Source organism: Erwinia phyllosphaerae (assembly GCF_019132875.1).
GTDB classification, from domain to species: Bacteria; Pseudomonadota; Gammaproteobacteria; order Enterobacterales; family Enterobacteriaceae; genus Erwinia; species Erwinia phyllosphaerae.
Window position 1 is genome coordinate 186,938 of sequence record NZ_JAHSPF010000004.1, and the last position, 12,645, is coordinate 199,582.

The 12,645-nt window shown below is 53.0% G+C and carries 11 protein-coding genes; 2 read left to right on the top strand and 9 right to left on the bottom strand.

Annotation, left to right across the window (positions count from 1 at the left end; all coding sequences use genetic code 11):
* Positions 1–96: 96 nt before the first annotated feature.
* The 5 genes from KUE00_RS09165 to KUE00_RS09185 form a co-directional block, all read right to left on the bottom strand.
* Positions 97–2,586 carry a putative mucin/carbohydrate-binding domain-containing protein gene (locus KUE00_RS09165; RefSeq protein WP_246759496.1) on the bottom strand — a complete coding sequence of 830 codons (2,490 nt, stop codon included), beginning with the start codon at positions 2,584–2,586 and terminating at the stop codon, positions 97–99.
* Between the two features lie 444 nt (positions 2,587–3,030).
* Entirely contained in the window at positions 3,031–4,050 is a 1,020-nt protein-coding gene (locus KUE00_RS09170) for an AI-2E family transporter (RefSeq protein WP_246759497.1), read from the bottom strand.
* Positions 4,051–4,215: 165 nt separating this feature from the next.
* The gene (locus KUE00_RS09175) at positions 4,216–4,551 is read right to left on the bottom strand and encodes a helix-turn-helix domain-containing protein (RefSeq protein ID WP_246759499.1); all 336 of its coding nucleotides are present in this window, start codon (positions 4,549–4,551) and stop codon (positions 4,216–4,218) included.
* A 307-nt stretch (positions 4,552–4,858) separates the two neighbouring features.
* Positions 4,859–5,341 carry an RrF2 family transcriptional regulator gene (locus KUE00_RS09180; RefSeq protein WP_246759500.1) on the bottom strand — a complete coding sequence of 161 codons (483 nt, stop codon included), beginning with the start codon at positions 5,339–5,341 and terminating at the stop codon, positions 4,859–4,861.
* Positions 5,342–5,554: 213 nt separating this feature from the next.
* Positions 5,555–6,427, bottom strand: a complete 873-nt coding sequence (locus KUE00_RS09185; protein WP_246759501.1) for an NAD(P)-dependent oxidoreductase — start codon at positions 6,425–6,427, stop codon at positions 5,555–5,557.
* 146 nt (positions 6,428–6,573) lie between these two features.
* Here KUE00_RS09185 and KUE00_RS09190 point away from each other — a divergent pair, with 146 nt between their 5' ends.
* Both KUE00_RS09190 and KUE00_RS09195 read left to right on the top strand, forming a co-directional pair.
* Positions 6,574–7,131, top strand: coding sequence for a flavin reductase family protein (locus KUE00_RS09190; RefSeq protein ID WP_246759502.1), 558 nt, complete (start codon positions 6,574–6,576; stop codon positions 7,129–7,131).
* Between the two features lie 286 nt (positions 7,132–7,417).
* A complete protein-coding gene (locus KUE00_RS09195) occupies positions 7,418–8,599 on the top strand; it encodes a sugar transporter (protein WP_246759503.1) in 1,182 nt (393 codons plus the stop codon).
* A 33-nt stretch (positions 8,600–8,632) separates the two neighbouring features.
* Here the strand turns inward: KUE00_RS09195 and rhaM are convergent, their stop codons facing one another.
* The 4 genes from rhaM to rhaB are packed head-to-tail and all read right to left on the bottom strand — an operon-like array spanning position 8,633 to position 12,511.
* Positions 8,633–8,947 carry an L-rhamnose mutarotase gene (gene rhaM, locus KUE00_RS09200; protein ID WP_246759745.1) on the bottom strand — a complete coding sequence of 105 codons (315 nt, stop codon included), beginning with the start codon at positions 8,945–8,947 and terminating at the stop codon, positions 8,633–8,635.
* Positions 8,937–9,779: a rhamnulose-1-phosphate aldolase gene (rhaD, locus tag KUE00_RS09205; protein WP_246759504.1), complete on the bottom strand. Its 843-nt coding sequence runs from the start codon at positions 9,777–9,779 to the stop codon at positions 8,937–8,939. The genes rhaM and rhaD overlap by 11 nt, the downstream gene beginning before the upstream one ends.
* Before the next feature lie 9 nt (positions 9,780–9,788).
* Positions 9,789–11,045, bottom strand: coding sequence for an L-rhamnose isomerase (locus KUE00_RS09210; RefSeq protein ID WP_246759505.1), 1,257 nt, complete (start codon positions 11,043–11,045; stop codon positions 9,789–9,791).
* Positions 11,042–12,511 (bottom strand): rhamnulokinase, encoded by a 1,470-nt coding sequence (rhaB, locus tag KUE00_RS09215; RefSeq protein WP_246759506.1) that lies wholly within the window; start codon positions 12,509–12,511, stop codon positions 11,042–11,044. Before rhaB ends, KUE00_RS09210 begins: the two co-directional genes overlap by 4 nt.
* Positions 12,512–12,645 lie beyond the last annotated feature (134 nt).

Below are 12,645 nucleotides of genomic sequence, written 5' to 3' on the forward strand. Positions count from 1 at the left end.
GCAAAGCTACAGGGAAAAATCCCGGCGATAAGCCGGGATTTTTTTGCCTGTTCCTCCCCGTTTAAACATCGCTTTTAGCGTTGGCTAAACAGCCAGTCAATAGTCGTTCAGATAAACCCATGGCTCGCCAAAAGGCGCTGAATTGGTATCTGGTGCTTTATTGATGGAATAGAAGTTCTGGCGGTAAACCTTTCTCTTATACGTTACTTTTTCACCGTAGGTACTGTAGGTTTTGGTCGCCGACCAGGCAGGATATGGCGCTTCCGGCTCTACAGGTTCATCCGGCGTTTCCGGTTCTACAGGTTCATCCGGCGTTTCTGGTTCTACTGGCTCATCCGGCGTTTCTGGTTCTACTGGCTCATCCGGCGTTTCCGGCTCTACGGGTTCAACCGGATCTACCGGCTCTATCGGCTCATCTGGATCGTCCGACAGCGTATTATGTGCCGACAGGTAAAGGTAATATTGCGCGCGTAACGTATCGCGTTGAGGGTTATCCAGAGCCATTATCGCCAGATAAAGATCGTCTTTCAGGGGGGCGTAATCGGCCTCTACCATCGCTACATTGCGCGCAACGACCTGCGCCGCGGCATCAATTCTTGCCACTAAGTCACTCTTCGGATCGTTGTTTGTCCGCTTGTTTCTCAGGCCCCAGGCGGTAATTTCATAGACGTTGCTTTTACTACTGGTATCAACCATGTCATTACTCGCAGAGGAAACGCGTAAGCGCGAAGGTTCCTGATGGATAATTTCGATTGTATCGCCTGGCGTAAAGTCAATCAGGTCTGAAAACATGGTGTTATTCGTACCCTTGATTAACTTCCTGTAGCGCTCAGCATTGCTTTTATTGCGAATAACTATCTCAACATAATTTTCATTTGGAAAATAAGAATGAGGCGTTTCATCAGTTAGCTGTACATGGATACGGCTGTTCTGGTATTCCACAGTAGCGGAACCAAACGCCTTATCGGAGATGCCTAAAAAAGTCAGCGTCTGATTTATCACGGCCGGTGCCGCTTTAGGTGTAAAGCTTATCTGTTGTAGCTTGCTATCGGTTTTGACTACCAGGTAATTGATCTGCGGCGTATATTTTTTACTTTTCCCGGTTGGCAGACGTAACGCGTATACGCCGATGGGCATATCGCTGAGCGTCACCTGCTGGCTGGTAATTTTCAGCTGGCGGACGACAGTTGCGCCATCCAGCAGCGCCAGCGTTTCGCCACGGATTTGAGCAAAGTCGTCGAGGGTAAACGACAGCGTCATTGTGCTTTTGAGCCCCGTGCTCTTCAGCTGCTGGCAATCCACCAGCGTAAGTGGACTTTGCAAGCGCAGCTGCGACTGCACGGAACTTACCTGGCTTGCACTCACCAGCTGGTTGAGCGGATAAACGGCCTTCTTACCGCTGAACTGATTCATCATGCACTGCCTTTCGGTAATCGGTAAGCCCAGCAGCTGCATATAAGGCGTAACGTCAACACCCTTTTCACCGGTCATAAAACTTTCTGACAGCAGGTCTGGCAAAACATAGTTTGAAGCTATAAAACCGTCAGTATTTGCCAGCTGGCGATAGCGCTGGTTAAAGTGGGTAAAACACTCGATCCCGCCTTTATGTATCAGCTGCATATAAAAGTAGAGTCGGCAGGCAACATCCAGCGAATTTAGCGGCGTATTGTTTTTGATCGCGTCGTTAATTCGCCCCTCAATGACGCTTTGACGGCCATAGAGCCAGCCCTCTTTATATTGCCGCTCGCCCATTCTGGTATGCTGGTACCAGGCACAATAAATATTGTTCCAGACTTCAGAAACGCTTTCATTCATAAAATGGCCCTGGTAACCATGGGCAATCTCATGCAGCCCACCCCAGCCTAATTCCCTGTACTGATTGCAATCCAGATAAAAACCCGCAATTGAAGCCGTACTTTCAGCTATCCAGTTTAAACCGTAATAACCGCCGCCTGCCCCGTTTTTATCGGCTCTGGCAAAATATCGGCTTGGTATATTACGATCTGTTGCGCTTTCAGCGTTAAACGAGATGCCGGCGATGTCATTATAAAACTCAAACAGTTCGTTATAAACCTTAATCAATTCCTCGACGGGATTGGTTGCGTAGAGCGTTCTTAAAGCTTGTTTGTCAACAGCAGGGACTAATAAATTAATATAAGGTGATTCAATTAGCGCAAATTCAGCGCTTTGGCTATCCCACAGTTTAAAGAAATCACTCTCACTATCGCCAGAGTTAAACACGGGTAAAGTTTTAGCCGAATCGTCATATTGAAACTCAATAATCGGCTCAGATCTGTCATAGAGCGTATCGATAAAGGGAACAGACGCAGCGCTTGCCGTGCAGGTTACCCAGGCATTGCCAACCGCTGCGGAAATTTCCGTACCACAGTAATCATTCATCAAACGTAAATTTACCGGTCCCGCCAGCGGGTTGTTCTGGCGGATGCGGATAGTCTGGCCTTTAGCCAGAATAATGCCCAGATGCTGTCTGTCATGCCGTATGCCCATATTCAGATTCGCCGCCTCAAACCATGTTGGTCTTTGCAGCGTATAAAGCTGTTTGCTTTTCGTTACCGTTGCCATCATTCCCTCTCTATAGATTATTTTTGTAGCGGAAAAATGCTAACAGTAAATAAGGAAGGGACACATCGTAATTATTGGTAAGGAAGATCCAAAAATTAATCTTATTACGAAAGGTAAAGAGAGGGTTCGTTTAATTATTTGGCCGCTTGAAATAAAACGCCCAAGATTGGTCGTAAATAAACACTATCAAAAGTTAATATCGCACCACGGCTTTACACCATATTTTCTGGCGCTATTTACCTGAAAGCCTCATCTTTCCTGATAAACCAGCATCGGGAAAATAATTTTTGAGATAAAATAATGTGAACTGGCAGCGAACGGCCATTGCAATAGTTTTGATAGCACCTTATTTCAGGTCCTTCAGGAAGCGTTACCGGCAGTTTACAGGCTGAAGTTTAAACGGCTCCGTGAGGAGCCGTCAGGTTTGACTAAAAGAGCTTGTCGGGATCAGATCAGCCGCGCGTGGCGCAACTCGCTCTTCAGATAAGCATAGAACACCGGGGCGGCGACCACGCCCGCCAGGCCAAACGCGGATTCAAACACCAGCATCGCCAGCAGGATTTCCCAGGTTTTGGCATTAATGCGGGTGCCGAAAATTCGTGCATTGATAAAGTATTCCAGCTTGTGTACCAGGATCAGGAAAATCAGCGCGATCAGCGCCGCCTGCAGCGAGATGGAAAGCCCGATCAGCAAAATCACCGTATTGGAGATCAGGTTGCCGATAACCGGCAGCAGTCCGGCGATAAAGGTCAGAACGATAACCGTTTTGGCGAAGGGAAAATGCAGCCCAAACATCGGCAAAATGGCATATAAAAAGCCGCAGGTCAGCAGCGTGTTAACCAGCGCCACTTTGATTTGTGCAAAAACGACATCGTGGAAAGACGCGGCCAGCCGCGACAGGCGTCGTAATAATGCCTGCTTGAGCGGCGCATCGTTATTATCGCTGTCGCTGATGCGCAATGAAATAATAGCGCCCAGCAGCATGCCTATCAGCATTGTTGCCACGGTATGCGCGGCGGTGCGGCCCAGCGTCTGTACGATAATCAGATGCTCACGCAGCCAGGCCATCGCCTGATGCTGCAATTCATCGATATCCGCTGGCAGGTAGCGGGCGACAACCGGCGAGAGCGTATTCTGCGCATCTTCCAGCAGCTTGCTGGCCGCCGCGTGAAAAGCTGCCGTGCTATGAAAATCATGCAGGAGAAAGCCGATAAGCTTGGTGATACCGGCAGCCAGCGCCAGCACGATGATAACCGCCAGGAAAAAAATAGTGATCCAGCGGGCCAGCGGGCCCTTCACCAGACGTCCCACCCACGGTGTTAACGCCAGAATGGTTTCATATACGATAAATCCGGCCAGGAAACAAGGCAGCAGGCGCAAAGGGAAAATAAGCATTAGCGCAAAAAAAATCAGCAGATAGCTGACGGCTTCGCACATATTCTGTTTTTTGAAATTCCGTAACTCCATGGGGATTCCTGTCTGTCAGACGCCAAAAAGCATTACAATTCAGACAGTATACAATCCCTTGCCCACTTTCAGGTGCGATTTACCCCACCTGTTGAGTGAAAATAGCGTTATCGGGTGTTTTTACAGCGGCTACGGCGGGCCGTTACGCCCGCTGTCGCAGCGAATTCAGGCGCTAACCTGAACCTGACGGCGCCATGCGCCCGGAGACTGGCCGAACTGACGCTTAAAGCTGCGGTTGAAAGACTGCTGGGAATCGAATCCAAATGAGATAGCCACGTCCAGAATAGGTTCACCGCCCTTCGCCAGGCGCTCAGCGGATTTTTTCAAACGACGTGCGCGGATATATTCGCCCAGCGCATGACCGGTATGCTGTTTAAACATGCGCTGCAGATGCCATTTGGAATAGCCTGCGCGGCGGGCTACGGTATCCAAATCCATCTTGCCTTCAATATGTGTATCAATCCACGTTACCAGATCGCTGATAAAATCGTCATGGCTCATTGTCTTCCCCTTAGAATTTTAACCTGCTCTTGTTGTTGACCTCTTCCGCCGCGCGGGGTAAAAGGTAACTTTAATGAGTGCACTTATTTACGGTAAAGCACCTGCCCGCTTAATGCAAGTTTAATTGTTGCATTAAATGCGATTGGTTTACGCAGGATGCTCACGAGCAGTATCAAAAAACAGGGAGAGCGGCGTAGGCTAACGCCAGGCGTTCTTACCGCTTTCGAACCAGAAGAAACCATCAATGCTGTAGAAACAAAAAAGCCGGACAGAAGTTTGCCCGGCCCGTTTGCGCTTTGCCTTATTGTTACGTATCGGCATTTTCATGCGCCTTCATGGCTTCACAGCTTCCTTCCGGATAGCGCCGGTCGCGCTCGTAAATTTCGCGCAGCGCGTCGGCTACGGTGCGCTTAGCCAGAACGCTAAGCGAAGCCTGCTCGGCCTCATGCGCCAGCTCCTTAAAGAACCAGCAGGTATTGGCGCTGACCAGGCAGCGCGCCGGCACTTCCGGACGGCCTGCCAGCAGCGGCTTATCTTCCAGTACGGAAGTGTAGATATCACAAAGCGTGATCTCTTCCGCCGGACGGCCCAGCCGGATAGTCCCGGCTCTGCCTAATGTCGATACGATAATGCCGTCGCGGGTCAGCGGCACCATCATTTTACGGACAAAGCTGGGGTTAGCTTCAAGGCCCGTAGCCAGAATTTTGCTGGTGCTGCGTTTACCTTCCCGCTCCGCCTGGGCCACGCAGAGCACCATTTGTAAGGCCGTAGGAAAACGAATATCAAGCATGTTCAGATCCTTGCTTTTAGCGATACCTCACCGTTTCAGCGGTGGTGATAAAAAGCATTAAAAATCAGTCAACTATAAAAGTACAGAGATAATTAATATAACAAATAGTGTTGCATTTTAGAAGAATAGCGTTAAGCACTTCCTGCTATTTACGCTATAACCCTGAAAAACAGAGGGATTATTCCTCTCTGTTTTCCGGTTTTTATGCTGTTTTTACTGCTTTTTATCGCTCAGGTAACGATAAATCACTGACAAATCCTTCTCACCATATCCCGCATCAACGGCTTCCTGCCACAGGCCAGCGATCTGCTGCAGACCGGGAAGATGGCTTTTTTCGGCGGCGGCAAGCGCCAGCCTGGCATCCTTCACTGCCCACGTCAGGTGCATTTGCGGCTCGTATTCACCTTCTTTGATCATACCCAGCTTCGATTTCGCATAAGGTACGGCCAGCGGGCCGCCGTCCAGCACATCCCAGAACTGATCGGGCGTGAAGCCAAACTCTTCCGCCATTTGCGTACTTTCCGCCAGGCCCTGCACCATTGAGATTAGCCAGGCGTTCACCACCAGCTTCATGCGCGATGCCGCACCGGCTTTACCTAACCATTTGGCCCCTTTCGAAATCGCAGCGAACACAGCTTCAACCTTTTCCGCCCGCTCACGATCGCCGCTGGCCAGGATTAAAATCTGCGCATTTTCCGCTGGCGCTTTGGTGCCGGACACGGGCGCGTCAAGGAACACAATATCCGGACGCTGTTCGGCAAAATCCGCTATCAGCTTTTCCGTGGCTTCCACGCCAATGGTGCCCATCTGCACAACCACCGCGCCCTGTTTCAGTTCTGCCTGAGCCTTCTGCAATACCTCCTGAGTGATTTCTGCATTGGCCAACATACTGATCACCACGTCAGCCTGTTTGACGGCCTCCTCTGGCGTATCGGCCAGTTGCAGTCCGGCGCTTTGCAAATCCTCACCTCGCGCTTTGGTACGGTTCCATCCCCAGGTGTCAAAACCGTTTTTCAGCAGGTTGGCGGCGAAAGCATGGCCCATCGCGCCCAATCCCAATACCGCTACAGAGGGACGTTGATTCATATTGGTATCCTTTTGATTAAACAGAATGGCGACCCGTGCCGCCGTCAACTTCCAGGGTAGCGCAATGTGAGGACAAATGTGTATTTTCGCGCAGCGATTACACTAAAGATTACGTAAAAAGGTATGAATATTTGCAGGAGTAAGCGATGAATCAAGCCAGAAAAGCCGACTTTCCCGTACACAACGTTCGTCATTTTCTTGAGCCTGGCCCGGTGGTGCTGGTGTCGTCTGCATACGGTGCAGAAAAGGACGTAATGACGCTGGGCTGGCATACCGTTCTGGAATTTTCGCCATCGCTGATTGGCTGTATGATTTCGGCGGGAAACCATAGCCATGCGCTGATCAAAAAAAGCCGCGAGTGCGTGATTAATCTGCCGACCTCAGATTTGCTGGATACGGTAGTCGCTATCGGCAACTGTAGCGGCGAAGAAACAGATAAATTTGAGCAATTTTCTCTGGCGACAGAACCCGCTATCAAGGTAGCCGCCCCGCTGCTGACGGCCTGCCATGCCTGCTTTGAGTGCCGGATTTATGACGACTCGCTGGTAAATAAGCTTAATTTCTTCGTTTTTGAAGTGGTCAAAGCGCACGTCGCGCCTTCGCCCCGGCACCCGGAAACGGTGCACTACTGCGGCGACGGCGAGTTTATGCTCTCCGGCAAACACCTGAGCCGCCGCTCGCAGTTTCGGCCTGACATGCTTTAATGACCGCCGCCGCGTTTGCCGGGGATAATAAGTGACAGCGTCACAAACCAGGGGGGCGAATCAACAAATCTGGCGCATCCGATAAATAGCGTTATACTCAGCAGCCGACAGATGTTTTGCTCTTAAATCAACAACCCAGAGAGGAAAGTCGAGCTGGTCGCGCTGATTGTTCTGATTTAGCAATAAACGCCGCTTTTTGATGTCATCTGCCGGATAAATAAAACACAATACGTATTCCTGGTTTCGCCTGGCGAAGAGTCTCTCTAACAACAAGTCCTTAATTCTGATGCAATCAACTACCGTTTCACGTAAGACCGCATGGCTACGCGTCGTGATGCTGGCCATCGCCGCGTTTATTTTTAACACTACCGAATTCGCGCCGGTGGGCCTGCTTTCTGATATTGCCGCCAGCTTCTCTATGCGCACGGCACAGGTCGGGCTGATGCTGACAATTTATGCCTGGGTTGTGGCATTGATGTCTCTGCCGATGATGCTGCTGACGCGCCAGGTGGAGCGGCGCTTTCTGTTAATCGCTATCTTTCTGCTGTTTATCGCCAGTCACGTGCTTTCATCCTTTGCGTGGAGCTTTAATATTCTGGTGGTTTCTCGCATCGGTATCGCGCTGTCGCACGCAATTTTCTGGTCAATCACCGCTTCCCTTGCGATTCGCGTCGCGCCAGCGGGCAAGAAGACCCAGGCACTGAGTATGCTGGCGACCGGCACCGCGCTGGCCATGGTACTGGGCTTGCCGATTGGCCGCCTGATTGGGCAATATCTTGGCTGGCGCATCACTTTTGGCGTGATTGGTGCAGTGGCGCTGATAACGATGTTAACGCTGGCCAGACTGCTGCCAAAACTGCCCAGCGAGCATACCGGCTCGCTGAAAAGCGTGCCGATGCTGTTCAGACGCCCTGCTCTGGTTTCGCTGTATCTGCTGATCGTGACTATCGTGACCGCACACTATACCGCCTACAGTTACATCGAGCCCTTCCTGCAGGTAGTGGCGACCATGGGCGGCAATTTCACCACCTTTTTGCTGCTGATTTTTGGCGCGGCGGGCATTATTGGCAGCCTGTTGTTTAGCTCGCTAGGCAATAAGTTTCCAGCCCTGTTCCTGCTCGGCGCTATTACGCTGGTTTCGGCCTGCATGCTGGCGCTGTTTGTGGCCGCAACAAACAGCCTGGCCATTTCAACGCTCTGCGTGATTTGGGGGATGGCGATGATGATTATTGGCCTGGCGGTGCAGGTACGGGTACTGACGCTGGCTCCGGATGCCACCGATGTGGCCATGTCGCTGATGTCGGGGATTTATAACCTGGGTATTGGCGCAGGCGCGCTGTTGGGCAATCAGGTCAGTCTCTTTCTCGGCATGGAGTATATCGGCTATGCGGGCGGCGCTATCGGTTTGCTGGCGCTGGCGTGGTGCGCATGGAGCATGAAGCGCTATCCGCAGCTACGTATTAACTAAGAATAAGGCTCATCGCATGATGAGCCTTTTGCTTTATTGCAGATAAAAAACTTCTTTTAGCTCCTCGCTAACCGGACTTGAGTCCGGGTTTGCGGGCATCAGTTCGCACATCGATCGCCACCAGCGCTGGCAGACCTCGGTACTGGCGATGGCATTCCAGCGCGCTTCTGACTCAATCTCTACCGTGGCAAACAGCAGATTGCGCGACGTATCCAGAAAAATGCTGTAGTGGTGTGCGCCGTGCTCTTTCAGCGTCTGCGCCAGTTCGGGCCAGATGGGATTGTGCCGCTGCTGGTATTCCTGATGCTTATCGGGATGCACCTGCATAACAAAAGCTTTACGCAACATAGGGGTGGCCTGCATCCAGCGCCGCCTGCCACGGCTTAACGTTAAAACGTTTGCCCAACGCCACCAGCTCTGCGGTAGTGATGCTCTGACGCATGCCGCCCATCGACAGCACTTTAACCACCACTTCCGAAGATTTCTCGGCGGTATCGATCAGGCCGAAGGTTTCATCCAGCGTCGGCCCGGCCCCAAAAATACCGTGGAAAGGCCACATCACCAGGCTGTGCGAGGCCATTTGTTGCGCCGTTGCCTCACCGATTTCATCCGTGCCGGGCACCATCCACGGCACAATCCCAACACCGTCCGGGAACACGACCAGACATTCCGTGCTGCCTTCCCACAGCAGACGCGTAAACAGCGCAGGATCCAGCTCGACCACGTAGCTCAACGACATAAAGTTAGTCGCATGGCAGTGCATGATGACGCGATCGGCACCGTTAGTGACCTTCATTCTTACGCTGTGGGACTGGAAATGCGAAGCCAGCTCGGAAGTAGGCAAACCGCCGTTGGCCAGGCCCCAGTAGATGCTGTAGGCGCTGCCGTCATTGCTGACGCGCAGCAGCGCCAGGCTGTCCGCCGGATCCAGCTGCACATTGCGGAAGAACTTGCCGGAACCCGTCACCAGAAACCAGCAGTTAGCCAGTTCAGGGGCGGGCTGAGTCAGCTCAACCGTTCGCGGCTCAGGGTAAAAGTCCTGCGCAAACGGCTGGACTTCTTCCTCCAGCAGGCGATAACTGACGTTGCCGCCGTTGCGCTCGTCCCATCCTTTCAGCCACATGTCAGCGGTGGCTTTGACCATTCCCTGGACGAACCATGAAGTCAGAATATGTTGCATATTGCATCCTTAGCGTTTGCTGAGAGTCTGTTTTTCGTAATGGCGTACATCTTCAAGCCAGCTGGCATCTGCGGGGACATCGTGGCGCAGGCAGTACGCTTCCCAAACCGCCTGCCACGGCAGCGACTTATGTTCTTCCAGCAGAGCCAGGCGGGCGGTATAGTCGCCTTCCTGCTCCAGCGTTTTCAGTTGCTCTACCGGCTCCAGCAGCGCGCGCAGCAGCGCTTTTTTGGCGTTGCGCGTACCGATAACCCAGGCGGCAATACGGTTGATTGAAGCATCAAAGAAGTCGAGACCAATATGCACTTTATCGAATAGCTGCTGGCGCACGATCTCATGGGCGATGGCCTGCGTTTCATCATCCAGCAGCACAACGTGATCGCTGTCCCAGCGTACCGGACGCGTAACGTGCAGCAGGAGCCTTGGTACATAAAGCATGGCGGTGGAGATTTTGTCGGAGATGGTTTCGGTTGGATGAAAATGACCGGCATCCAGGCATAGCGCCGTCTGGCGGCTGGCGGCATAGCCAAAGTAGAATTCATTGGAGCCTGCGGTATAGCTTTCCGCGCCGATGCCGAACAGTTTGCTTTCTACCGCATCGATATGGTGTGCGGGACTGAGTTTTTCGCTGATAATTTCATCCAGCGAGTTCAGCAGGCGCTGGCGAGGCGCGAAGCGGTCGATGGGCAGATCTTTCATGCCGTCAGGGATCCAGATATTCATCACGGAAGGCGTGCCCAGCTGTTCGCCGAACCAGGCGGAAACCTTGCGGCTGGCCTTGCAGTGATCGATCCAGAACTGGCGAATTTCGTCGTTGGCGCAGGCGAGCGTAAAACCGTTCTCGCTTAGCGGATGCGAAAAACAGGAAGGATTGAAATCCAGTCCCAGCCCGTTGGTTTTCGCCCATTCTACCCAGTTAGCAAAGTGCCGGGGTTCGATTTCGTTACGCCCTACCGGCGTATCGCTTTCCAGATAGATAGCGTGAAGATTCAGCCTTTTGGGGCCGGGGATCAGCAACAAAGCCTGTTCAAGATCGGCACGCAGCTCCGTGGCGTTTCTGGCTCGTCCCGGATAATTTCCCGTCGCCTGAATGCCGCCGGTCAACGCACCCTGCGGGTTTTCGAAACCGCGAACATCGTCTCCCTGCCAGCAGTGCATGGAAACAGGCAGTTTGTCCAGCCGGGCCATTGCGGCATCGACATCCACGCCGATTTCCGCAAAACGCATCCTTGCCAGTTCAAACGCTTGCTCTATTGTTCGGGTCATACGCATAGCTCCTTAGCGGTGTGGGTCAGTGACTGAAAAAGTGGCCAGCTGCGGCTGTATGCGTCACTGAAGTGGGGAGTAAAAGTTGTTAAAGGAAAGTTCTGAGCGACCAGCTGGCGGAAATGCGGCACGTCCCGCACGCAGCCGTGGGCAATCAGCTGGCTGCCAATGTTGCCAAGCGTGGAGGCTTCGACCGGACCGGCGATAACCGGAATGCCGCAGGCGTTGGCGCAAAGCTGGTTCAACAGTGGATTCTGACAGCCGCCGCCAACGATATGCAGCTGGCTGAACGGCCTGCCGCGGACTTCTGTTAGCTCTTCCAGCACAAAGCGATAGTAGAGCGCCAGGCTGTCGAAAATGCAGCGTGCAAGCGCGCTGGCCGTCGCTGGCGTCGGCATGCCTTGTGCGGCGCAGGCATCCTGAATTTCGCGTACCATATTGACCGGGTTGATAAAGCGTTCGTCGTTGGGATTGATCAGCGAACGACAGGCTGGCTCAGCCCCGGCGTCTTTTACCAGCGCGGCCAGATCGGTGATATCCAGCTCGCCGCAGATCCGCTGCAGCAACCACAGGCCCATAATGTTTTTCAGGACGCGGTAGCGCCCTTCCGCGCCGCCCTCATTGGTGATATTGGCGGCCAGCGCCGCTGCATCGTTAAAGGGGTGCGGGCTCTCAAATCCCATTAGCGACCAGGTACCGGAGCTCAGCCATGCGACATCCGCTTGCATAACCGGCGCGGCCAATACGGCGCTGGCCGTGTCGTGCGTCGCAACAGCAATAACGGGTATGGCAGTGCCGGATGCGCTTTGCCAGTCGCCCACTTTGCGGCCCGGCGCGGAAGGTTTACCAAACCAGGCAGGATCGGCCCCTGTCCACCGCAGCAGCGATTCGTCCCAGTCGCTGCTGTTGATATTCAGCAGTTGCGTGGTGGTGGCGTTGGTGTATTCCCAGTTAAGCTTGCCGGTAAGGCGATAGTGGAAGTAGTCCGGGATCAGCAAAGCGTGACGGACATCCTTCAGCCATTCGGGCTGTCCGTCGCACAGCGCGCGGAGCTGATAAAGCGTATTAAAGGGTAAAAACTGGATAGCGGTACGTTGATAAATAGTCTCACGGCCCAGTTCTGAGGCGGCTTGTTGCATCAAACCCCAGGTACGATCATCGCGATAGGCAACCGGCAGCCCTATGCGCTGGCCCTGACTATCCAGCAGAACATAATCCACACCCCAGGTATCAATTCCGATGCTGTCGGCGGCGATCCCCTTAAGCTGAAGCTTGTTTAACGAGTCCAGGATAAAGCTTTCCAACGCGTCGACATCCCAGCACTGCCGCTCTTCCTTCACCACCAGATGGTTTACGCAGCGCGCGACCTCATCCAGCCTCAGTTTGCCGCTTTGGGCATCAAAATGGGCCAGCATCACGCGTCCGCTGGATGCGCCCAGGTCAATGGCAACACAGTTCATGCTCATGGCTTTGGCTTCCTGTCAGTTTCAGGCTTCCAGTCTAAAAGCCGCTGTTTTCGGCGCCTTCCTGCCAGTGCCAGCGCCCAGAGCCTGCTGGCAATCCCGCAAAGATGAACGTGAAGCAGCTCACAAATCCCCGT

Coding starts and splice junctions, on each gene's coding strand:
- KUE00_RS09165 (WP_246759496.1), bottom strand. CDS start 2,586: ATGATGGCAACGGTAACGAAAAGCAAACAGCTTTATACGCTGCAAAGA.
- KUE00_RS09170 (WP_246759497.1), bottom strand. CDS start 4,050: ATGGAGTTACGGAATTTCAAAAAACAGAATATGTGCGAAGCCGTCAGC.
- KUE00_RS09175 (WP_246759499.1), bottom strand. CDS start 4,551: ATGAGCCATGACGATTTTATCAGCGATCTGGTAACGTGGATTGATACA.
- KUE00_RS09180 (WP_246759500.1), bottom strand. CDS start 5,341: ATGCTTGATATTCGTTTTCCTACGGCCTTACAAATGGTGCTCTGCGTG.
- KUE00_RS09185 (WP_246759501.1), bottom strand. CDS start 6,427: ATGAATCAACGTCCCTCTGTAGCGGTATTGGGATTGGGCGCGATGGGC.
- KUE00_RS09190 (WP_246759502.1), top strand. CDS start 6,574: ATGAATCAAGCCAGAAAAGCCGACTTTCCCGTACACAACGTTCGTCAT.
- KUE00_RS09195 (WP_246759503.1), top strand. CDS start 7,418: ATGCAATCAACTACCGTTTCACGTAAGACCGCATGGCTACGCGTCGTG.
- rhaM (WP_246759745.1), bottom strand. CDS start 8,947: ATGTTGCGTAAAGCTTTTGTTATGCAGGTGCATCCCGATAAGCATCAG.
- rhaD (WP_246759504.1), bottom strand. CDS start 9,779: ATGCAACATATTCTGACTTCATGGTTCGTCCAGGGAATGGTCAAAGCC.
- KUE00_RS09210 (WP_246759505.1), bottom strand. CDS start 11,045: ATGACCCGAACAATAGAGCAAGCGTTTGAACTGGCAAGGATGCGTTTT.
- rhaB (WP_246759506.1), bottom strand. CDS start 12,511: ATGAGCATGAACTGTGTTGCCATTGACCTGGGCGCATCCAGCGGACGC.